General features: G+C 68.3%; 19 protein-coding genes. 6 read left to right on the plus strand and 13 right to left on the minus strand.

Going from position 1 to position 20,615, the window contains the following annotated elements; translation table 11 throughout:
• Nucleotides 1–645: 645 nt before the first annotated feature.
• Both RZR99_RS24255 and RZR99_RS24260 read right to left on the minus strand, forming a co-directional pair.
• Nucleotides 646–1,209, minus strand: a complete 564-nt coding sequence (locus RZR99_RS24255; protein WP_323122318.1) for a hypothetical protein — start codon at nt 1,207–1,209, stop codon at nt 646–648.
• A gap of 377 nt (nt 1,210–1,586) precedes the next feature.
• Complete coding sequence (locus RZR99_RS24260) at nt 1,587–2,333, minus strand: beta-ketoacyl-ACP reductase (protein ID WP_323122319.1); 747 nt, start codon at nt 2,331–2,333, stop codon at nt 1,587–1,589.
• Between the two features lie 431 nt (nt 2,334–2,764).
• Here RZR99_RS24260 and RZR99_RS24265 point away from each other — a divergent pair, with 431 nt between their 5' ends.
• Complete coding sequence (locus RZR99_RS24265) at nt 2,765–3,175, plus strand: response regulator (protein ID WP_323122320.1); 411 nt, start codon at nt 2,765–2,767, stop codon at nt 3,173–3,175.
• Nucleotides 3,176–3,188: 13 nt separating this feature from the next.
• Entirely contained in the window at nt 3,189–3,968 is a 780-nt protein-coding gene (fnr, locus tag RZR99_RS24270; protein ID WP_323122321.1) for a fumarate/nitrate reduction transcriptional regulator Fnr, read from the plus strand.
• A 127-nt stretch (nt 3,969–4,095) separates the two neighbouring features.
• Here fnr and RZR99_RS24275 read toward each other — a convergent pair whose 3' ends face one another.
• The gene (locus tag RZR99_RS24275; RefSeq protein ID WP_323122322.1) at nt 4,096–4,557 is read right to left on the minus strand and encodes a cupin domain-containing protein; all 462 of its coding nucleotides are present in this window, start codon (nt 4,555–4,557) and stop codon (nt 4,096–4,098) included.
• Nucleotides 4,558–4,757: 200 nt separating this feature from the next.
• A complete protein-coding gene (locus RZR99_RS24280; RefSeq protein ID WP_323122358.1) occupies nt 4,758–5,045 on the minus strand; it encodes a hypothetical protein in 288 nt (95 codons plus the stop codon).
• Between the two features lie 355 nt (nt 5,046–5,400).
• On the opposite strand from RZR99_RS24280, the gene RZR99_RS24285 reads away from it, so the two are divergent.
• Nucleotides 5,401–6,246, plus strand: a complete 846-nt coding sequence (locus tag RZR99_RS24285) for a polysaccharide deacetylase family protein (protein WP_323122323.1) — start codon at nt 5,401–5,403, stop codon at nt 6,244–6,246.
• Between the two features lie 346 nt (nt 6,247–6,592).
• On the opposite strand, the gene RZR99_RS24290 is transcribed toward RZR99_RS24285, so the two are convergent.
• The 8 genes from RZR99_RS24290 to RZR99_RS24325 all read right to left on the minus strand — a co-directional run bounded on the left by RZR99_RS24290 (nt 6,593) and on the right by RZR99_RS24325 (nt 16,173).
• On the minus strand, nt 6,593–6,985 hold the full coding sequence (locus tag RZR99_RS24290) for a cytidine deaminase (protein WP_323122324.1): 393 nt from the start codon (nt 6,983–6,985) through the stop codon (nt 6,593–6,595).
• Nucleotides 6,986–7,038: 53 nt separating this feature from the next.
• Nucleotides 7,039–8,280 (minus strand): phosphopentomutase, encoded by a 1,242-nt coding sequence (locus RZR99_RS24295; protein WP_323122325.1) that lies wholly within the window; start codon nt 8,278–8,280, stop codon nt 7,039–7,041.
• A gap of 16 nt (nt 8,281–8,296) precedes the next feature.
• Entirely contained in the window at nt 8,297–9,616 is a 1,320-nt protein-coding gene (deoA, locus tag RZR99_RS24300; RefSeq protein ID WP_323122326.1) for a thymidine phosphorylase, read from the minus strand.
• A 16-nt stretch (nt 9,617–9,632) separates the two neighbouring features.
• Complete coding sequence (gene deoC, locus RZR99_RS24305; RefSeq protein WP_323122327.1) at nt 9,633–10,418, minus strand: deoxyribose-phosphate aldolase; 786 nt, start codon at nt 10,416–10,418, stop codon at nt 9,633–9,635.
• Between the two features lie 14 nt (nt 10,419–10,432).
• Nucleotides 10,433–11,707, minus strand: coding sequence for a NupC/NupG family nucleoside CNT transporter (locus RZR99_RS24310; protein ID WP_323122328.1), 1,275 nt, complete (start codon nt 11,705–11,707; stop codon nt 10,433–10,435).
• A 20-nt stretch (nt 11,708–11,727) separates the two neighbouring features.
• Nucleotides 11,728–12,717: a nucleoside-specific channel-forming protein Tsx gene (locus RZR99_RS24315; protein ID WP_323122329.1), complete on the minus strand. Its 990-nt coding sequence runs from the start codon at nt 12,715–12,717 to the stop codon at nt 11,728–11,730.
• Between the two features lie 756 nt (nt 12,718–13,473).
• Nucleotides 13,474–15,486 carry a 2Fe-2S iron-sulfur cluster-binding protein gene (locus tag RZR99_RS24320; protein WP_323122330.1) on the minus strand — a complete coding sequence of 671 codons (2,013 nt, stop codon included), beginning with the start codon at nt 15,484–15,486 and terminating at the stop codon, nt 13,474–13,476.
• A 45-nt stretch (nt 15,487–15,531) separates the two neighbouring features.
• Nucleotides 15,532–16,173 (minus strand): glutathione S-transferase family protein, encoded by a 642-nt coding sequence (locus RZR99_RS24325; RefSeq protein ID WP_323122331.1) that lies wholly within the window; start codon nt 16,171–16,173, stop codon nt 15,532–15,534.
• A gap of 144 nt (nt 16,174–16,317) precedes the next feature.
• Between RZR99_RS24325 and RZR99_RS24330 the strand changes: the two genes are divergently transcribed.
• Nucleotides 16,318–17,217, plus strand: a complete 900-nt coding sequence (locus RZR99_RS24330; protein WP_323122332.1) for a LysR family transcriptional regulator — start codon at nt 16,318–16,320, stop codon at nt 17,215–17,217.
• A 151-nt stretch (nt 17,218–17,368) separates the two neighbouring features.
• Here RZR99_RS24330 and RZR99_RS24335 read toward each other — a convergent pair whose 3' ends face one another.
• The gene (locus tag RZR99_RS24335) at nt 17,369–18,016 is read right to left on the minus strand and encodes a TetR/AcrR family transcriptional regulator (RefSeq protein WP_323122333.1); all 648 of its coding nucleotides are present in this window, start codon (nt 18,014–18,016) and stop codon (nt 17,369–17,371) included.
• A 105-nt stretch (nt 18,017–18,121) separates the two neighbouring features.
• On the opposite strand from RZR99_RS24335, the gene RZR99_RS24340 reads away from it, so the two are divergent.
• Together RZR99_RS24340 and RZR99_RS24345 are read left to right on the plus strand one after the other, a co-directional pair.
• Nucleotides 18,122–19,030, plus strand: a complete 909-nt coding sequence (locus RZR99_RS24340; RefSeq protein WP_323122334.1) for an SDR family NAD(P)-dependent oxidoreductase — start codon at nt 18,122–18,124, stop codon at nt 19,028–19,030.
• Nucleotides 19,027–20,613 carry a flavin-containing monooxygenase gene (locus RZR99_RS24345; protein WP_323122335.1) on the plus strand — a complete coding sequence of 529 codons (1,587 nt, stop codon included), beginning with the start codon at nt 19,027–19,029 and terminating at the stop codon, nt 20,611–20,613. Before RZR99_RS24340 ends, RZR99_RS24345 begins: the two co-directional genes overlap by 4 nt.
• Nucleotides 20,614–20,615 lie beyond the last annotated feature (2 nt).

Here is a 20,615-nt window from a genome sequence, read left to right on the forward strand (position 1 = left end):
CCTGCGCGGCAATCGGCGCCCGATACGGGCGCGCCGCTCCTTCCATGTACCCCGGGCGCGCACGATCGTCGCGCGGGGCTGGCGCGAACGCCGCCTCCGTGCGCGACGCAACGTCCGGTGCGGCCATGCGCGGGCAAACACCGCCCCCGCGCATGCCGGCACACGCCGTTGCGCTCATTCGCTCGTCGCCGAATAGGTGGGATTACGTTTTATTGCAATTGACTTACGCCATGATCATGTTTCATTGAATACGGTCTCCAATCTATTTTTAATTTGTTTTCATTGGCGAATCATCATTTTCCAGCAACGAAAACAAGTATTGCAGGATCTGCTCGATCTTGTCGAACTAGCATATAACACGTAAATAAAAAGGGTAAGCACATTCCTTTTCCGCACCGCAGCGAGTGCTAAGTAGTTGCCTATATAACCGGATATCAGATTAATTTACCGATCATTTGATTTTCAATTTCTTTACGGCTTGTGAATTTACAAAGAATCTTTACGAATGGGTTTTTTCAATATTTACGGCGACGTGACGAGGCGCGACGCGAAGGATCCGGATCGCGCGCGAAAGGCCGGGCGGGGAATCAGCGGGAAACGCATGTCCGACAGCGCGCGACGAATCGAGCGGCGCGGCGTCGATCGTCAGTCCTTGCGGCGCCACGCGTCGAACGCGACCGGCCGGTGCACGTCGGCTCGGATCACCCGTACGCTGTCGGGCTTGCCTTCCAGCGGGAACGATTCGGTGGCGATCTCGTTCGCGAATACCCACCGATGCGTGTGCGGATCGCGGCGAAACGTCACGTCATCGCGCCAGTGCCGACCGCACGCGACGGCATTCTGCACCGTGAAGTAGCGCCCTTTGACGGCGAGCCCGCTATCGGCCGCCTCGTCGGGATCGAACGGGTCGCATTGGCCGCCCTCGTCCGCGCGCAGCACCACGTCGTCGTTGCGCGCCGAGAGCCGGTACCTGCCGTCCGCCTGCTGTTCGAAGATGACGAGCGGGCGCGGCGAAGGCGCGTCCCTCGAATCGCCTGCGCGATGGAGCACGGCCAGGTAGCTTTTGCGGCCGGCTTCCATGTCGGGACCGTTCTGCGCGACCATGACCTGATAGCCCGACGGGAGTTGCACCAACACCGCCTTCGGCAGATCGGCCGCGCCGGCGGCGACGGAGACCACGGCAAGCAGGATAGGGGGTGCGCGGCGCATGAGCGGGGTTGGGAGGGGTGCGGGGTGCGGGGTGCGGGGTGCGGGGTGCGGGGTGCGGGGTGCGGGGTGCGGGGTGCGGGGTGCGGGGTGCGGGGTGCGGGGTGCGGGGTGCGGCGATACCGGTTCCATCCGCTCGCCCCGCCTTTCCGGCGATCCGGTTCCCGGCTTGCGCCGTGCGGTCGAAAGCGCTTCGTCGTGATTCGCATGAGGCCGGGCGGGCGGTCCCGCGATCGCCGTCAAACAAGCTGCCGCTTGATACGACGGGCGGAAGCCGCGTCGCGGCGGCACCCGCATGGAAGCGGTCCCCCGTCGCGCGCGGGTCCGCTGCGCTGCCGCGAAGTTGGCACGGCCCGGCGCGCAACGCGCCGGCCCGCGCGTCAGTGCATGTGCATGCCGCCGTTGATCGCCAGATCCGCGCCCGTGATGAAGCCCGCATCGTCCGAACAGAGATGCGCGATCAGCGCCGCGACCTCGTCCGGCCGGCCGAGCCGCCCGACCGGGATCTGCGGCAGGATTTTCCCTTCCATGACCTGCTCCGGCACCGCTTCGACCATCGCCGTCGCCAGGTAGCCGGGCGACACGGTGTTGACGGTGACGCCGTGCTTCGCCGTTTCGAGCGCGAGCGCCTTCGTGAAGCCGTGGATGCCCGCCTTCGCCGCCGCGTAGTTGGTCTGGCCGAACGCGCCGCGCGAGCCGTTGACCGAGCCGATATTGACGACCCGGCCGAACTTGCGCTCGATCATGCCCGCGATGAACGGCTTCGTCATGTTGAACAGCGCATCGAGATCGGTGCGCAACACCGCGTCCCAGTCGCCCTTCGTCATCTTGACGAAGGTAGCGTCGCGCGCGATGCCCGCGTTGTTGACGAGCACGTCGACCCGGTCGAAATCGCCGAGAACCCGCTGCGCGCAGTGTTCGCATGCGGTGAAATCGGCGACGTCCACCTCGTAGGCGTGGAAATGACGACCCGCATCGCGCTCGTGCATCAGCCATGTCGATACGTGATCGTTGCGCTCCGAGTGCGTCACCGCCACCGCCAGCCCCGCATCGTGCAGCCGCCGGCTGATCGCCTCGCCCAGCCCGCCCATGCCGCCCGTCACCAATGCCACGCGTTTCGTTTGCATCACGCTCTCCAGATGATGAACCCGACGCGGCGCCCGGCCCGGACGGGTCGACCGATGCGCGGCGGGCTTCGTTTGAGAAACCGCCTGCGACGTCCGGGCGCGCGCTGCGCGGCAGCCCGCGATGCGGCCGCGAAGCACGGACGGAAGGCCCGGTCCGCGCCGGACGAAACACGCGCCTGTCCGATGCACTCTATATGCGTGCGGGCATTCTGTTGGCTGATCTGTGTCAATCGCGCGACGGTGCGCGCACCCTTACACTGCAATCCTTCCGCGACAATGAAAGATTCCCCGGGGTCGAACCGGGGGCCGCAATAATTCGGCGCCGATCGCGGCCCGTGTAGGAAATTCCCTACACGGGCCGCGCCATTCCCTACGCCATCTTCCACTCGCGCCGATTTCGCCGGTGAAGCGCCCGCTTCATACTGGCCCGCATGAATGCGAATCGCGCCACCGCCGCACTGAAGGTCTTCCTGGTCGATCCGGCCGCCGCCATCCGGCGGCGCCTCGCGGCGCTGCTCGACGCGATGCCGGGCGTCGCCGTCGTCGGCGAGGCGGAAGAGGCTCAGGCAGCGCTGGCGGGCATTCTCGCGTGCGACGCCGAGGTTGCCGTGATCGAGCTGCGGCTCGCGGACAACAACGGCCTCGAACTGATCGCGACGCTCGCGCGCGTGACACCGCAACTGACCGTCGTCGTGCTGAGCAATCTTTCCGGGCCGGAATGTCGCGCGGCAAGCGATCTGGCCGGCGCGGATTTCTTCTTCGACAAAACCGCCGAATTCGGCACTGCGTGCAACGCCATCGCCGCGATGGCCCGCATGCGCGATGTGCCCGTCGCCCAATAAACAGGAGTCGAACATGTCGATCGCCCTAACCGTCGTTCCGTTCTCCAGCACTACCGTACCGCCTCTCGTATCGCCCCCCGTTCTCGCGCGCGCCGACGCGGAAAAAGCGCCCGCCGCGCGCTGCTCGACCTGCGCGATGCGTTCGGTCTGCCTGCCCGCCGATCTGACACCGCACGAGATCGCGCGTCTCGACGCGATGATCGGCACGACCCGGCATGTGAAGCGCGGCGAGGCGCTGTTCCGCAACGGCGACACGTTTCAGAGCATCTACGCGGTGCGGACCGGGTCGTTCAAGACGATCGTCATGCATCGCGACGGCCGCGAGCACGTGACGGGGTTTCAGATCGCCGGGGAAACGCTCGGGCTCGACGGGGTGTGCAGCGGGCGGCACAACAGCGATGCGATCGCGCTCGAGGACAGTACGGTGTGCATCATTCCGTTCTCGCAGCTCGAGGCTTTGTGCCGGGAAGTGCGGCCGATGCAACATCATCTGCATCAGATGATGAGCGGCGAGATCGTGCGGGAGTCGAGCCTGATGATGCTGCTCGGCACGATGTCGGCCGAGCAGCGGGTAGCGGCGTTTCTGTTGAATTTATCCGCGCGGTTCAAGGCGCGGGGATATTCGGCGGCGGAGTTCAATCTCAGGATGACGCGGGCGGAGATCGGCTGCTACCTCGGAATGAAGCTCGAAACCGTCAGCCGGATGCTGTCGAAATTCCAGCGGGAGAAGCTGATCGATCCGCGCGGCAAGCAGATCCGGATCGTGGATCCGCAGGGGCTGGCGCGGGTTTGAGCGGGCGGCGCATGCAACACGCGGTGCGGTGCTCAACGATACGCCGCGCCTTCGGATCATCGTTTTGCGGGCATCGTCATGTCCCGGCAACGCGCACAAGACAGTCGCCCGCGGATCGACCCGCGACTCAATACTCCGGCTTCTCCCCCGCTGCCGGAACGCTGGTCGGCACGCCCGGCGTACCGACGTAGGTCAGCAGAAGTACGGTCGGCGTATCGCCGGATTCGCCGCGATGCTCGATATCGACGGTCTCGGCGAACCCCTCGCCCTGCTGATACACGTGCGTCTTGCCATTCTCGCGATCGCGCAGCGTCAGCGTCCCCGACAGCACGTAACCGATCGAGATGACCGGGTGCGTATGCCACGGCAACACCGAATTCGGCGGAATCGTCAGCCGGAGCATCGTGATTTCCGGCCGCCCCTTGGGATAGAGCGTATATCGGTTTCCGTCCCACGATTGCCGGGTCTGCAGCACGATGTCGCGCTTGGCGGTGATACCGTTCGACGGCGTGGCCGCGTTGGCGGAAGGCGGCGTGACGGCAGCGAGAAACGCCACCGAAGCCAAGAGGGAAAGCAGAGATTTCGTCATGCTCGGATGCTCCTGGGGGAATCGCAAAGATAGGCCGCATGGGGCGACAACGTCTCTGCATGCACCTCGACGCTGCGCTGCGACGTCATCAAGATAGGCGTCCGGTCCGAAAATGAATAGTGATTTGATTTCCGTGAAATGCTGACGGATTGTGATGATCGAGGCTGTCGGGGATGGCGTGCAGCACGAGAGCGCGCCGCTCAGGCGCGTTCGTTCACGGTCGCGTGCAGCTCCCGCTCGGCCGTATCGAACGCCAATCTGATCGCCACGTGCGGATTGACGTCCACCCTGCAAGGCATCGGCACCGATGCGCGCCGGGTCAGCATCAGATCGAGACGCGCCTCGAAGCGAGCGCCTCGATCCAGCGCCCCGACGGTCAACCGGCATCCGTCCAGCCACGCGCCGAACCGCTCGAGCCGAATCAACTGCACCCCGGCTTCCGCCTCCAGCTGCGCCGAGCCGGCAAACCCGAGATAGACGATCTGCATTCCGATTCCCATGCCCTCTCCCGTTGATCGACCGTTCGCCGACACCAGTCGCTTCGCTGGGGCAGTACGACAGGCGGCCGCCGTCGCGGCGGTCGCTCCGTTATCTTCGGGACGTTTCAGGCGCGGCGCTTGATCTGCATCAAGCATGGAACCGATGCACGCGGCGCCTCTCGTACCCGAGCGCATGCGCCGAACTGCGCGACGCACACCCGTCGCACACTGCGCGATTCGACATCCGCCTCAGCTTCCAGGCCATCGATGCATCCGGATTGACGTGGCGCAACGCGCTGATATGTGGCCACCGCATGCTGGCGACAGACGCGACAAGCGCCTGCCCATCCGACCACCATTCGCCATGTCACCTCAATACCGTTCGAGCCAACGCTCCCCCGCATGCATACGCGGCCATCTTCCCGCCCCGCGCGTCGCCGACGACACGCGTCACGCGCCGTCGCCCGACATCGCGATACTGGTCTATCACCGCTTCTCCGCCACCGCCGCCGCCGACCCGATGGCGGTCAGCCTCGCAACCCTCGAAGCGCAACTGCAACACCTGCGCGATAGCGGCTACCAGTTCGTGCCGCTGCGCGATATCGTCGCGTGGCGACACGACGCCGCCGCGCCGCTGCCGCCGAAAGCCGTCGCGCTGACGGTCGACGAAGGGCATCGCTCGATCTACGATCTGTTGCGGCCGATTGCAAGCCGCGAGCAGTTGCCCGTCACGCTGTTCGTCTATCCGTCCGCCGTCTCGCACGCGGTCGACACACTGACCTGGGATCAACTGGACCGACTGCACGAGGCCGGCCGGTTCGACGTGCAGTCGCATACGTGGTGGCATCCGGACTTCAACGTCGCGAACCGGCAGCATGCGGCCGACACCTTTCGCTCGGCCGCGCTCGACCTGTTCGCGGCCGCGCGCCTGCGCATCGAACGCCAGCTCGGCAACACGGTCGACCTGCTCGCGTGGCCGTTCGGCTCGCACGACGACGCACTGGTGTCGCTCGCGGGCGAAGCGGGCTACACGGCCGGCTTCACGCTCGACGCGCGCAAGGTGCGGCGCGATGCGCACGCGCTGACGCTGCCGCGTTATCTGATGGTGGAAGCCTGCACGCCCGCCGTGCTGGGGCGGCTGCTCAACGCGCCCGGGCACGCTTGCGGAGGGTGCGCCGATCGCCGGCAGCGGGCAGCGGGCAGCGAATAGCCAATAGCGAAACGCGGATGCACGCGTCGTTCGTCGCAGGCCGTCGGCGCGCACGCGAACGACGCAACGCATCAGCGAGATCGCGCCACACCCTCTGCCGTCTCGATCCCGGACTCGCCGATTCGGCTCATCGACACGGCCCGCATCGCACAAAGGTGAGGTTTTTCGGGAGCCTGCGCGATACGCGATATCGACCTCCATGCATGCGGCAAGCGTCCCGCCTGCGCGATACGTGCGGGATGCGATGCGCTCACCGGCATCACGCAAAACGGCCGGCAAACATGCCGGCCGTTTCCATGCGATGCGGCCGCCACACACCACGAGGCGGCCCCCAAGCCCTATCCCGTCACGCCAGATAGAACGCGCCCGGCAGCAACGCATCGGCGCTCGTCACACTGACATCGCCTTTCATATTGGCCAGCACGACCTCGAGCGCCGGCTTCCCCAGTTCGATCATCACCTGACGGCACGCCCCGCACGGCGCGATCGGTCCATCGGTCTCCCCCACCACCGCCAGCGTGGAAAAATCCCCGGGCCGATAGCCCGCCGCGAGCGCCGCGAACAACGCGGTCCGCTCCGCGCAGTTGCACAGCCCGTACGACGCGTTCTCCACGTTGCAGCCATGAAAAACCTTCCCATCCCGGGTCAGCAGCGCCGCGCCGACCTTGAAGCGGGAGTACGGCGCATAGGCTTTTTCGCGCGCCGCCTTCGCGGCTTCGATCAGTGTCGAGTGTTCCATGTCATATCACCTTGTCGTCTTGTCAGTCGGAATCGGCCATTCGCGCGGACCGTTCACGCAGGCGGCGCCTTGGCCGCCGCGCCGAGAAACGCGCTGCCGTCCGGAAATCCGTCGAGCCCGAACCAGCAGGCAAGACTCTGCCCGAGATCCGCGAACGATGCACGCACGCCGAGGCTGCCCGCCGCGACGCGCGGCCCGTACGCCAGCAGCGGCACGTGCTCGCGCGTGTGATCGGAGCCCGGCCACGTCGGATCGCAGCCATGATCGGCCGTCAGAATGAGGACGTCGTCGTCGCGCAGCAGTGAATAGAGGGCCGGCAGCCGCGCATCGAAGCGCTCCATCTCCGCCGCATAGCCGGCCACGTTGCGGCGATGGCCGTAAAGCTGGTCGAAGTCGACGAAATTCGTCATCACGAGGCTGAAATCGGGCGTGTCGCGCACCGCGTCGAGGGTGGCATCCCACAGCGCGTCGAGCCCGTCCGCCTTGATCTTGCGCGTCACGCCGACGCCCGCGTAGATATCCGAGATCTTGCCGATCGCCACCACGCTGCCGCCCGCCGACGCCAGCTTCTCCAGCACCGTCGGCGCGGGAGGCGGCACCGCCAGATCGCGGCGGTTGCCGGTTCGCCGGAAATCCGCCGGCGTCGCGCCGTCGAACGGCCGCGCGATCACCCGGCAGATGTTGTAGCGGTCGACTTCCTCGCGCGCGATCTCGCACAACCGGTACAGCCGGTCGAGCCCGAACGCGGTTTCGTGGCAGGCGATCTGGAACACCGAATCCGCCGACGTGTAGAAGATCGGCTTGCCGGTCGCGATGTGCGCGCCGCCGTGAACGGCGAGGATCTCGGTCCCGGATGCATGGCAGTTGCCGAGATACCCCGGCAGCCCCGCGCGCGTCACCAGCGCCTCCAGCAGGTCCGGCGGAAACGAATCGACCGGCTTCGGAAAGTATCCCCAGTCGAACCGCACCGGCACGCCGGCCAGCTCCCAATGCCCGGACGGCGTGTCCTTCCCCGACGACACCTCGGCCGCGGCACCGTATGCGCCGATCAGCGCCGGCGCCGCCGACATCCCGGCCGGCAGCGTGCCGGTCGCGAGCCGGCTGGCAAGCCCGAGCCCGAGGCGTTCGAGCTGCGGCACGCGCAGCGGGCCGCGCCGCGCATCGCCGTCGCACGCACCCCGCGCGCATTGCGCGGCGATGCTGCCGAGCGTGTTGGCGCCGGCATCGCCGAAGCGGTCCGCATCCGGCGCCGCGCCGATGCCGAGCGAATCGAGAACCAGAACGATGGCGCGCATGGCGTGTCCTCCTGTCTCAGTCGATCAACGCGTGAATCACGGGCGGCAGCGATCCCGCCGCCGCGCCGATCCGGTACGCCCGCTGCACATCGGCAAGCGCCCGCAGCGCCGCGTCGCGATCGCGCGCATGCACGACGCCGAGCGGCTGGCCTTCGTCGACGCGCGCGCCGAGTTCCGCGAGGCCGGACAGGCCGACCGCATAGTCGAGCACCTCGTCGGGCCGGCTCCGGCCGCCGCCCAGACCGACGACGGCGAGACCGAGCGTCCGCGCATCGACCGCATCGATCCAGCCTGCGCGCGGCGCGGGCACGTCGATGCGCACCGGCGCCGCCGCCAGATGACGATCCGGCGCATCGAGCAGATCGGCGGGGCCGCCGAGCGCCGCGACCATCCGCGCGAAACGGTCGGCCGCCGCGCCCGATGCGAGCGCCGCCTCCAGCTTGCCCCGCGCTTGCGCGACATCGGCGGCGAGCCCGCCGAGCACCAGCATCTGCGCCGCCAGTGCGAGCGTCACTTCATGCAGCCGCGCGGGGCGCGCCGTCCCCTTCAGATAGTCGATCGCGCAGCGAATCTCGAGCGCATTGCCCGCGCACGGCGCAAGAGCCTGACTCATGTCGGTGAGCGTCGCGGTGGTCTTCATGCCGGCGCCGTTGCCGACGTCGACGATGCTGCGCGCCAGCTCGACCGATTTCTCGTAGGTCGGCATGAACGCGCCCGAGCCCACCTTCACGTCCATCGCGAGCGCGCCGAGGCCGGCCGCGAGCTTCTTCGACAGGATCGACGCAGTGATCATCGATACCGATTCGACCGTCGCGGTCACGTCGCGGATCGCATAGATCCGCTTGTCGGCCGGCGCGAGCCGCCCGGTCTGCCCGATGATCGCGACGCCCGCCTCCTTCACGACGCGGCGGAACACGTCGGTATCCGGCGCGACGTCGTAGCCGGGGATCGACTCCAGCTTGTCGAGCGTGCCGCCGGTGTGCCCCAGGCCGCGCCCCGAGATCATCGGCACATAGCCGCCGCACGCGGCCACCATCGGCCCGAGCAGCAGCGACGTCAGGTCGCCGACGCCGCCCGTCGAATGCTTGTCGACCACCGGTCCGGGCAGGTTCAGCGCGCGCCAGTCGAGCACATCGCCGGAATCGCGCTGCGCGAGCGTCATCGCGACCCGCGCATCGACCGGCAGTTCGTTGAAATACACGGCCATCGCGAACGCCGCGACCTGCCCTTCCGTCACGCGTCCCGCCGTCACGCCGCCGATGAACCGCGCGACCTCCGCGGGATCGATCGGCAGGCGGTCGCGCACCCGGCGTATGACTTCCTGTGGCAAGAACATGTCCCCTCCGTTCAGTTCAGTAAGCGCCGCCGCGCGCCCGGCCGTGACCATGGCCGAGCGTCTCCAGCAGGCTGGCGAGCAGGCTCGACGCGCCGAACCGGAACGTCGCCGGCACCGTGTAGCCCGCGCCCAGTTCGTGCTCCGCGAGCGACAGATACGCGGCGGCTTCCTCGGCGGAACGCACGCCGCCCGCCGCCTTGAAGCCGACCGGGCGGCCGGCGTCGCGAATCGCCGCGAGCATCGCGGCCGCGGCGTCGAGCGTCGCATTGACCGGCACCTTGCCGGTCGACGTCTTGATGAAGTCCGCGCCGGCCTCGATCGCGATCTCGCTCGCGCGCCGGATCAGCGCGGCATCGCGCAGTTCGCCGGTTTCGAGGATCACCTTCAGGCACCGGCCGGCCGAAGCCGCGCGCGCCTGCTCGACCAGCGTGCGGCCCACCCGGGCATCGCCGGCCAGCAGCGCGCGGTACGGAAACACCACGTCGACTTCGTCCGCGCCCAGCGCGATCGCATCGGCGGTTTCGCGCGCCGCCGCGTCCGGGTCCGCCGCGCCGTCCGGAAAATTCGTGACGGTCGCGATCGGCAGCGCGAGGCCGCGCGCCGCCAGCGCCGCGCGCGCCGCGCCGACGAAGCGGGGATACACGCACAGCGCGGCCGGCGTGCCGACCGGCGTATCGGCCGACGCGGCCAGCGCCGCAATCGACGCATCGGTATCGTCGTCGTTGAGCGACGTGAGATCGATCAGGTGCAGCGCCTTCAGCGCGGCCTCGATGATCTGATTGCGAGTGGGCAACCGGTTCATGAAAAAGCGCCCTGTCAGGTCAGAGAGAAGAACAGCCCGGCGATGGTCGCGCTCATCAGGTTGGACAGCGTGGCCGCCGCGAGCGCGCGCATCCCGTAGCGCGCGACGTCCGAGCGCAGCTCGGGCGCGACGGCCGTGAAGCCGCCCGTCAGGATCGCGATCGACGAGAAATTGGCGAAGCCGCACAGCGCGAACGACACGATCGCGATCGTCTTCGGCGTCAGCACCTGCAGCCCGGCGGCGGCAACCTGCGCGCTGTTCTGCAGATACGGCGACAGCCCGCTGTACGCGACGAATTCGTTGAGGATCAGCTTCTGCCCGATGAAGTTGCCGGCCACCGACGCGTCCTGCCACGGCACGCCGATCAGCCACGCGAGCGGCGAGAACAGCGTGCCGAGCAGCGACTGCAGCGTCACGTTCGCGTAGCCGAGCCAGCCCGCGATCACGCCCACGCCCGCATTGAGCAGCGCGATCAGGCCGATGAACGCGACCAGCATCGTGCCGACGTTGACCGCGATCTTCATGCCGACGCTCGCGCCCGACGCCGCCGCCTCGATCACGTTGGCCGCGCGCTTCTCGTCGAACTCCAGCGTATCGATCACGACCTGGCTCTGCTCGACCGACGGGCACAGCATCTTGCCGAACAGCAGCCCGCCCGGAATCGCCATGAACGACGCGGCGAGCAGGTATTCCATTTTGACGCCGAGCCCGGCGTAGCCGGCGAGCACCGATCCGGCGACCGACGCCATCCCGCTCGACATCACCGCGAAGATCTCCGGCCCGTTCAGTCGGCGGACGAACGGCTTGACGAACGCGGGCATCTCGCTTTGCCCGAGAAAGATCGTCGCGACCGCCGAGCACGCCTCGATCCGGCTCACCCCGAGCAGCTTCGCGAGCCCGCTGCCGACGATCTGGATCAGCCATTTCATCACGCCGATGTAGTACAGCACCGCGATCAGCGACGTCACGAAGATGATCATCGGCAGCACGCGCAGGCCGAACGCGAATCCGCCCGAGCCGAACAGCTCGAACATCTTGTCGCCGACCAGCCCGCCGAACAGGAAAGCCAGCCCGTGCTGGCCCATTTCGAGCACGCTGTTCACGCCGTGCGCGACCGACGCGAGCACCGCGCGGCCGAGCGGCACGAACAGCACCAGCGCGCCGATCGCGAGCTGCAGCCCAAGCGCCGCGACGACGGTCCGGGGCTTCACCGCGCCCCGGTTCATCGACAGACAGTAGCCGACGGCGAGCAACACCAGAATGCCACACAAGCTGCGCAGGATATCCACTGTGAATCCTTGAAGAAGAATCAGAACTTGTAGCCGACGCTGGCGTAATAGCCCCAGCCGGTCGAGCGGTTTTGGAACGGGCCGTCGCCGAAATTCAGTTCGGTGCCGCCCCACTGGCCGCCGTTGTGGAAATAGCGAGCGGCGGTCCAGAAGCGCCAGTGCTGGAACTCGTAGATCAGCACGTTGGTCGACACGAACGCGGTATCGGTACGGGTATTGCCGCCCGTCTGCTCGGCGAGGCGCGAGCCGAAGTCGTAGTTGAAGAACCCGACGTAGGTCAGATGGCCGCCGCCGAACACGCCGATCGGATACACGTACTTCATCTGCGCGCGATAGCCGTCCCACGAATTCTGGTTCGCCGCGCCGTAGTTCTCCCACTGACGGCGCACGTACAGGTTCGCCGAGAGGAAGATCGGCAGCGGCGTCTTGATGTCGGTGCCGAACCCGGCGTACAGCGTGTTCTGCCGGCCGGACACGTTATGCCCCTGGTCGTAGATCCAGTCGAACGCCACGTACCATTCCTTGAACGGCCCGAAGCCGAGCTTGCGGCCCAGCAGGTCGTCGATCGATACGCGCGGCTCCTGCTCGCTGAACACCGGCGACCCCTTGTTCGAGATGCCGGTGTCGTAGCCGTTGCCGACGCCGAACGCGCGCGGCATGTCGACGTAGCCGTAGAGGTCGAACGGCCCCTTGCGGCCGAAGTATTCGTATTCGATGTAGACGTCGTTGGTCCGGTACGGCCCGAAGCGGATGTTCTTCGAGCCGATCACGCCGATGCTCTGGTGCAGCCAGTCCGACAGATACGGCGACGGCGGGGTCGCCGCCGGCGTCGTCGTGCCGGCGGGCGGCGGCATCGGCGCCCCCCCGCCGCTCTCGACGACGGTGTCCGCGCGCGCCGGCGCGAGATTCAGCGCAAGGACGGCCGCCATGCCCGCGGCGGCCGTGTGGAAGGGTCGGGGCGACGGGTTGGCGCGCGCGGCGGCGCGACGCGATCTCCAGGGTTGATCCACGTTCTTTTGTTTCCTTCATGGTGGGTGACGATCAATGCCGCCCCGGCCCGAAACGGGCATGGCGGCTGCCGGACCTGCGGGCATAAAGCGATGCGGCTCCGGCTCGCGCCGTCGTACGGGACGGCGCATCGGCCCTCGCCCGCCGGTCATGCCGGCTGTTCGTGACGCCCCGTTATCGTGCGCATTGAGTCACACATCGCGTTATTTTAATAACATTAGCAAAAGTGGTGCCATCCCGAAACCCAGGGAAAACAACCATGTCGCGCGGTCGATTCGCACGATGCCTGTGCCTGCGTGCAACAAGGACGGGAATGCATGCGCCGATATTGACCATCCGGTCAGCTTCCCGGCCGGCGGCATCGAGAGACGGCGCGCGACGCACGCTCACGATGCTTACGAATGGCTTGGAGCGATGCCGATCAGGATCGCGAAGCATTGTCGCGGCGACGCGACGGATCCGCGCGCCATGGCGTGGCTGAAAATGATAGGTATTGTCTGGCTTGTCTCGGCGTCGCGTGGATCGAAGGGATTCCGCAGAGGAATCCCGCCGGGGCGCCATCATAGACGTTACGCGCCGCGCTGGCGAGACCGGGATGTCAAACCGGGGCCGCGATCTTCGCGCGGCATGCGCGACCGCGCGCCGCGCATTGCATCCCGAGTGCATGCTCGCGCCTGTCGGCGGCGCGCATCGCAGACCGCTTGACCCGCCGTCAACGCTTGCAGATTCCGCCGCCGCTCATCGTCGGCGCCGGCGCGTCACAGATCGAGCACGACCCTCCCGGCACCCTCGGCGGGCGACGCCATGCAGATCAGCGCGCATCCCGGCGCGACCTCGGCGTCGACCGGCCCGGAGTAGGCCACGCGCCCGTCGAGCACCCGTGTCGAGCAGGTGCCGCATGTGCCGGAGCGGCAGTCGGACGCCGCCGTCACGCCGTTCGCTTCCGCCAGTTCGAGCAGGCTGCCGTCGCGCGGCGACCAGCCGGCGCTCTGCCGCGAGCGGCCGAACACGACGGTCGCGGCCGGCGGCGCATTGCTCGCCGCGGCCCGCGCGGGAGTGCCCGTGCGCCGGACGCTGGACGGCCCGAATGCTTCGAACCGGATCCGCTCGTCCGGCACGTTCAGCGCGCGCAGACCGTCATACAGCGAGGTCATGAAGGGCGCCGGCCCGCAAAGATAGAAGTCGTAATCGTCGAACGGCAGCAGGCGCTTGAGCGCGTCGATCTCGACGCGTCCCGGCTGTGCGCCGTCCGCCGCGCCGTCGGGCCGGCTGCTGTCGAACAGATGCACCGTCAAGCGCGAATGCATGCGCGCCGCACGAGCGAGCATCGCGGCGAACGGCCGGTCGCGGCCCCGCCGCGCGCCGTGAACGAACACGATCCGCCGCGCATCGGCGCCGTCCGCCTCGCGCGCCAGTTCGCTGTTCAGCATCGCGATCATCGGCGTGATGCCGATGCCCGCCGACACCAGCACGGCGGGACGCGGGCTCGACGCGTCGAACGTGAACGCGCCGCGCGGCGCCATCGCCTCGATCCGCGCGCCGGGCCGCGCCGCGTCGTGCAGCCACGCCGACGCCGCGCCGCCGCGCTTGACGGTGATCCGGTAGCGGCGCCCGTCGGCGGCGTCGGACACCGTATAGCTGCGCACGAGCGGCGCGCCGCCCGGCACCGGCAACCTGAGCGTCAAGTGCTGGCCGGGCGCGCACGGCGCGAGCGGCAGCCCGTCCGCCGCCTCCAGGTAGAACGACCGGATCGCCGCCGCTTCGTCATGCACGGCCGCCACGTCGAACGCGCGCCAGCCGCTCGCCGGCGCGCCGAACTGCGGCGCGAACCGCACCGGCGACCAGCGCAGCGGCAGCACGGCCGGACTACGCCGCACTTCGCGCACGTGAAAGCGCACCAGCCGCTTCGCGCCGTCGAACGCGGCCAGCTCCGGCCCGTCCCACACGATCTCCGCATCGGCCGCGACGTACAGCAGATCGCCGCTGTCGAAGTCGACGAACAGCAGTCCCGCGCGCGGATCGCGCAGCAGATTGCCGATCGTGTTGAAGAAGTTGTTGCCGCTGAAATCGGGCGTCGTCAGCGTCACGGCATCGTCGACCCGCACGAAGCCCGGCATGCCGCCCCGATGCGACACGTCGACGCCGCGCGCGCCGCCCGCATCGGCCGCGGTGTTCGCGCTCGCGATGAAGAACGTATCGGCCCGCGCGAGCAGTGCGCGATCGGCGGCATCGAGCCGCGCCGCGCGCCGCTGCGGCGCCGGCATCGCGGAGTCGGGCGCGATCCGCTCGGGCGTGCGGCTCTGGATGTACTTCGGGCAGTTGCCGAAGCTCTGGCCGACCGTCACCGCCATCGCATCGCCGTCGAGCGACGCGATCACGCCGTTCATCCGATTGCGCCGTCGCGTGTGCGGCTCCAGCCCGAGCATGCCCAGCGCGCTGCCCGCGCGCCAGGTTCCGGCGAGCGGATCGTCGCGCAACTCGCCGCCCGCGAGCACCAGCGTGCGCGGCTCGGGCGACCGGGCGAAGCCCGGCGCGCCGACCCGCAACGTCGCCCACGGCTGCCCCGCCGCGTCGACGCCGCCCACTATCACGAACGGCAGTTGCGCGAAGAATTCGCGATGCTGGTCCGTCATGTAGGTACGGATGCCCCGGGCGCTCGCGTCGGCCAGATCGGCCACGCCCGCGCGATGCTGCGCGGCCCGTTCGCCTTCGTGAAACGGCGTCGTGGTATCGGTCGCAGCGGTGGGGGCAATCGGAGCAGTCGGCGTCATGTGGCACCTCGGGAAATCGCCTCGCGTCGCGGCAAGCGCGATGCGCTACGCGGCAGCCTGCTTCGCGCCCGAGCGCTGCATCGGCACGAAGCCCGGCAGCGCTTCGACGCGCGCGAGCCATGCGCGCACGTTCGGATACGGATCGAGCGACACCCCGCCCTCCGGCGCATGCGCGATGTAGCTGTACGCGGCGACATCCGCCACGGTCGGTCGCGCGCCCGTCGCGAACGGCTTGTCCGCGAACTCGGGCTCGAGCAGGTCGAAAAGCCGGACGGCAATCGCATGCGCCGCCGCGTGATCGATCGGCAAACCGAACAGCAAGGCGAGCCTCGCATCGCACGGACCGGACTTGATCGGCCCCGCCGCGAGCGAGAGCCAGCGCTGCACGGCCGCCGCGCCCGCCGGATCGTCGGGGAGCCACGCGGCATCGCCGTAGCGCTTCGCGAGGTAGACCAGGATCGCGTTCGAATCGGACAGCACAGTGTCGCCGTCCTCGATCACCGGCACCTGGCCGAACGGGTTCAGCGCCAGGAACGGCGGACGCCGATTCTCGCCGGCTCGCAGATCGACATCAACCACCTCGACCGGCAGGCCGAGCAGCGACAGGAACAACCGGACCCGATGCCCGTGCCCGGACAGCGGGCTCGTATGCAGGCGGATCGGCGCGGACGGGGTATGGGCGGACATGACGGCTCCAGCAGGGAAGGAAACGGCGGAAGATGCTCGGGCCGCCGCCCTCGGGCAGCGGACATCCGCAGCGTAGCGTGTGCCCATCTTCCGCAGAAGATGGATAATCGGCGAAACACAATCCTTCATGAATGGACAATCCAGATGACGGACGTACGCGACGTGAACCTGAACCGGCTGGCGATTTTCGTGGCGGTGGTGGAATCCGGCTCGCTGACCGCGGCGGCGGCCCGGCTCGGGCTGGCGAAGACGATGGTGAGCACCCACATGCAGCGGCTCGAGGCGGAGGTCCGCGCGAACCTGCTGGTGCGGACCACGCGGCGGCTCAACGTGACGGAAGCCGGCCGCGCGTTCTACGAGGCGAGCCGCGACATCCTGCGCGCGGCCGAGGACGCCCTCGCCGCCGTGTCGGGCGACACCGGAGCGTTGCGCGGCGCGCTGCGCGTCAGCGCCGCCGTCGACTACGGGTCGCTCGTCGTCGCGCCCGCGCTGGTCGCGCTGCGCGACGCGCATCCGGCGCTCGACATCGACCTGCAGTGCGACGACCGGCAGGTCGATCTGGTCGCCGGCAACATCGACGTCGCGATCCGGCTGGGCCGGCTGGCCGATTCGAATTACCGGGCCGTGAGGATCGGCGGCTTCGAGCGCTGGCTGGTCGCCAGCCCCGCGTTCGTCGAACGCTGGGGCCGGCCCGCTCATCCGGCGGCGCTCGCCGCGCTGCCCTACGTGATGCTGTCGACGGCGCAGCGCATGACGCTCGAACTCGGCAACGCGCAGAGCGAGCGGGTCAGCGTGCGCTGCAAGCGCGCGTTCGCGTCGAACACGGCCACCGCGTGCCGCGCGGCGGTGCTGGCGGGCGGCGGATTCACGGTCGCGACCAGCTTCTCGACGGCCGACGACATCGCCGCCGGGCGGCTCGTGCATCTGCTGCCGGACTGGTCGTTTCCGCCCGGCGAAATCCACGCGGTGTTTCCGTCGACGAGCCATCCTTCGGCGAAGGTCCACGCGCTGATCGACACGTTGAAGACGCGGCTGGCGACCTGACGCCATCGCGAGGCGCTCGGATCGCGCCACTCGCCACTCGCCACTCGCCTCACCCGCCGGCACGCCGCGCGAGTCGCTCAACGCCCGCAGCATCGCGCGGACGGCCGCCTTGCGCGGACCGGCGCGTCTGCGTAACGCGCGGCGCGCCCCGCTATCGCATGATCATGTGATGGAGCGTGCCCAGCAGCACATGCCGGCAATTGCGCACCATCTTCTCTTCGGGATCGCGGTAGTCCGTGAGCAGCCACGCCGCGCCGACATTGGTCATCGCGCCGACGAGCGCGAGGCCGATGATCCGCTGGTCCGCGCGCGCATCGGCGTCCTCGGTGTTCAGCGGCTGCGCGATCGACACCACCATCTTGCCGAAATCGAGCAGGTTGCGCTGATAGGTGAGGTCCGTGTCCGGGCTCACGCCCATCACCTCCAGCAGCAGCACGCGCGCCGCGCAGGTATCGCGCAGGAATGCGAAGAATGCATGCAACCCGGCGTCGACGCGCGCGTCGAGGCCGCCGTCCAGCCCTTCGATCGCCCGCCACACCGACGCGCGCAGCTGCTCCGCATGATGCTGGTAGGTGCAGCGCAGCAAATCCTCGGTGCTGTCGAACGCCGCGTAGAAATAACGGTCGTTCAGTTTCGCTTCCTGGCAAATCGCGCGCACGGTGGTCTTGCGAAAGCCGACCGAGCCGAACAGCCGCGTACCGGCGCGGATCAGCGCCTCGCGCCGCTCGGCGGCCCGCGCCTCGGGAGCCACGCCGCCGTACGGCCGGCCCTTCTTGTCCATTTCGAGTGTTTTCTCCATTCCGCTATTTGACAACAGGAATCCTCAAAATTAAAGTGGTGACGGCTCACACCACATTTAAGACCTTCACAGCCAACAAGACAAGCCCCCAGGGAGGGAAGTCGGATGAGACGTTTCTCAGGCAAGGTCGCCGCGATTACCGGCGCCGGATCGGGCATGGGGCGCAGCCTCGCCGTCGAGCTGGCGCGCCGCGGCTGTCATCTCGCGCTCAGCGACATCAATGAGAGCAGCCTCGCGCAGACGGTCGCCGCCTGCGCGGCGCACGGCGTGCGCGTCACGTCGCAACGGCTCGACGTCGCGTCGCGCGACGCGGTGTTCGAGTGGGCGCGCGCCACGCATGCCGCGCACGGCCGGATCAACCTGGTCTTCAACAACGCGGGCGTGTCGCTCGCGGTGCCCGCCGAGCATGCGCGGATCGAGGATTTCGAGTGGATCATGGGGATCAACTTCTGGGGCGTCGTGCACGGCACGCAGGCCTTCCTGCCCTATCTGCGCGAATCCGGCGAAGGCCACGTGATCAACACGTCGAGTCTGTTCGGCCTGATCGCGATGCCCACCCAGAGCACCTACAACGCCAGCAAGTTCGCGGTGCGCGGCTTCACCGAAGCGCTGCGGATGGAACTGGAACTCGAAGGCGCGCCGGTCAGCGCCACCTGCGTGCATCCGGGCGGCGTCGCGACCAACATCGCGAGCGCGTCCCGCATCGACGCGAGCATCCATGAACTGACCGGTCAGGATGTCGACGCGCATCGCCGCGCGGCCAACCGGCTGATCAACGCGACCACGGCCGATTCGGCGGCGCTGCAGATACTCGCCGGCGTCGAGCGCAACGCGCGGCGCGTGCTGGTCGGCGCGGATGCGCGCCGTCTCGACAAGCTCTCGCGTCTGCTGGGCTCCGCCTACCAGGTGTTCGTCCTGCGCTTCGTGCGCAAGTCCCGCGCGCGCAACTTCCAGCGTGGCACGGCCGGCCAGCCGCGTGACGTCGCCGCCTCCATCAGCAAGGATCACGCATGAGCACGACGACCGACTGGCGCACCCGCGCACCGACCGACCGGCAACCGGCGGCCGGCGGCACGACCCGCACGGCGACGGATTACGATGTGCTGATCGTCGGCGCCGGTCTGTCCGGCGTCGGCGCGGCCTATCACCTGCGCGAGCGCTGCCCGTCCGCGACCTTCACGATTCTCGAAAGCCGCGCGACGATGGGCGGCACCTGGGATCTGTTCCGCTACCCGGGCGTGCGTTCGGACTCCGACATGTTCACGCTCGGCTACAGCTTCCATCCGTGGCACAGCGACAAGGCGATCTCCGACGGCGAAACGATCCTCGACTACATCAAGGACACCGCACGCCGCTTCGGCATCGATCGGACGATCCGCTTCAGCCACAAGGTGGCGGGCGCGAACTGGGATTCGACGACGGCGCGCTGGACCGTCCGGGTGGTGCGCAGCGACGGCGCGCAGCACGAGGAACTGCAATACACGTGCCGCTTCCTGTACATGTGCAGCGGCTACTACGACTACGCGGCCGGCCACGCGCCGACGTGGCCCGAGATGGAGCAGTACGCGGGGCGCGTCGTGCATCCGCAGCACTGGCCCGCGGATCTCGACTACACGGACAAGCGCGTCGTGGTGATCGGCAGCGGCGCGACCGCCGTGACGCTGGTGCCGTCGATGGCCGGCACCGCGCGCCACGTGACGATGCTGCAGCGTTCGCCCACCTACATCGTGTCGCTGCCCGCGCGCGACAAGATCGCGAACGCGCTGCGCCGCTGGCTGCCTTCGGGGCTCGCGCACCGGCTCGTACGCACCAAGAACGTGCTGCTGACGATGTACTTCTACAACCTCGCGCGCCGCAAGCCGGACGCGACGAAGAAGTACATCATCCGCGCGGCGGGCAAGCAGCTCGGCCCGCAGTTCGACGTCAACAAGCACCTGACGCCGCGCTACAAGCCGTGGGACCAGCGCCTGTGCCTGGTGCCGAACGGCGACCTGTTCAAGGCGATCCGCGCGGGCAACGCGTCGATCGTCACCGACGAAATCGAGCGCTTCACGCCCACCGGGCTGCGGCTCAAGAGCGGCCAGCGCCTCGACGCCGACGTGATCGTGACCGCCACCGGCCTCAAGGTGCAACTGCTCGGCGGCGCGACGATCAGCATCGACGGCCGGCCGGTCGAGCTGTCCGACACGGTCTCGTACAAGGGCATGATGTACAGCGGGGTGCCGAATCTCGCGTCGTCGTTCGGCTACACGAACGCGTCGTGGACGCTCAAGGCGGAACTGATCGCGCAATACGTGTGCCGGCTGCTGAACCACATGCAAGCGCACGGCTACGACAGCTGCGTGCCGCGCCTCGACGCCGCCGACATGGCGCTCGAACCCGCGGTCGACCTGACCTCCGGCTACATCCAGCGCGCGGCCGGCGTGCTGCCCAGACAAGGCGCGAAGCAGCCGTGGAAGTCCTACCAGAACTACGCGCGCGACCTCGCCGCGCTGCGCTTCGGCGGCCTCGCCGACCGCGCGATGCAGTTCGAGCGGCGCCGGCCCCCGCTCGCCGCCAACGACAGCGCGCCGCAACCCGCCTACGACGGAAGGTGATC

This window comes from Burkholderia alba, from assembly GCF_034721475.1.
In the GTDB taxonomy this organism is placed as follows: Bacteria; Pseudomonadota; Gammaproteobacteria; order Burkholderiales; family Burkholderiaceae; genus Burkholderia; species Burkholderia alba.

Excerpts from the sequence above, each read along its gene's own strand:
- deoC (WP_323122327.1), bottom strand. The coding sequence starts at position 10,418 with ATGAACCGGTTGCCCACTCGCAATCAGATCATCGAGGCCGCGCTGAAG.
- RZR99_RS24265 (WP_323122320.1), top strand. The coding sequence starts at position 2,765 with ATGAATGCGAATCGCGCCACCGCCGCACTGAAGGTCTTCCTGGTCGAT.
- deoA (WP_323122326.1), bottom strand. The coding sequence starts at position 9,616 with ATGTTCTTGCCACAGGAAGTCATACGCCGGGTGCGCGACCGCCTGCCG.
- RZR99_RS24295 (WP_323122325.1), bottom strand. The coding sequence starts at position 8,280 with ATGCGCGCCATCGTTCTGGTTCTCGATTCGCTCGGCATCGGCGCGGCG.
- RZR99_RS24345 (WP_323122335.1), top strand. The coding sequence starts at position 19,027 with ATGAGCACGACGACCGACTGGCGCACCCGCGCACCGACCGACCGGCAA.
- RZR99_RS24320 (WP_323122330.1), bottom strand. The coding sequence starts at position 15,486 with ATGACGCCGACTGCTCCGATTGCCCCCACCGCTGCGACCGATACCACG.
- RZR99_RS24335 (WP_323122333.1), bottom strand. The coding sequence starts at position 18,016 with ATGGAGAAAACACTCGAAATGGACAAGAAGGGCCGGCCGTACGGCGGC.
- RZR99_RS24290 (WP_323122324.1), bottom strand. The coding sequence starts at position 6,985 with ATGGAACACTCGACACTGATCGAAGCCGCGAAGGCGGCGCGCGAAAAA.
- RZR99_RS24280 (WP_323122358.1), bottom strand. The coding sequence starts at position 5,045 with ATGCAGATCGTCTATCTCGGGTTTGCCGGCTCGGCGCAGCTGGAGGCG.
- RZR99_RS24340 (WP_323122334.1), top strand. The coding sequence starts at position 18,122 with ATGAGACGTTTCTCAGGCAAGGTCGCCGCGATTACCGGCGCCGGATCG.
- RZR99_RS24255 (WP_323122318.1), bottom strand. The coding sequence starts at position 1,209 with ATGCGCCGCGCACCCCCTATCCTGCTTGCCGTGGTCTCCGTCGCCGCC.
- RZR99_RS24325 (WP_323122331.1), bottom strand. The coding sequence starts at position 16,173 with ATGTCCGCCCATACCCCGTCCGCGCCGATCCGCCTGCATACGAGCCCG.
- RZR99_RS24275 (WP_323122322.1), bottom strand. The coding sequence starts at position 4,557 with ATGACGAAATCTCTGCTTTCCCTCTTGGCTTCGGTGGCGTTTCTCGCT.
- RZR99_RS24330 (WP_323122332.1), top strand. The coding sequence starts at position 16,318 with ATGACGGACGTACGCGACGTGAACCTGAACCGGCTGGCGATTTTCGTG.
- RZR99_RS24285 (WP_323122323.1), top strand. The coding sequence starts at position 5,401 with ATGTCACCTCAATACCGTTCGAGCCAACGCTCCCCCGCATGCATACGC.
- fnr (WP_323122321.1), top strand. The coding sequence starts at position 3,189 with ATGTCGATCGCCCTAACCGTCGTTCCGTTCTCCAGCACTACCGTACCG.
- RZR99_RS24260 (WP_323122319.1), bottom strand. The coding sequence starts at position 2,333 with ATGCAAACGAAACGCGTGGCATTGGTGACGGGCGGCATGGGCGGGCTG.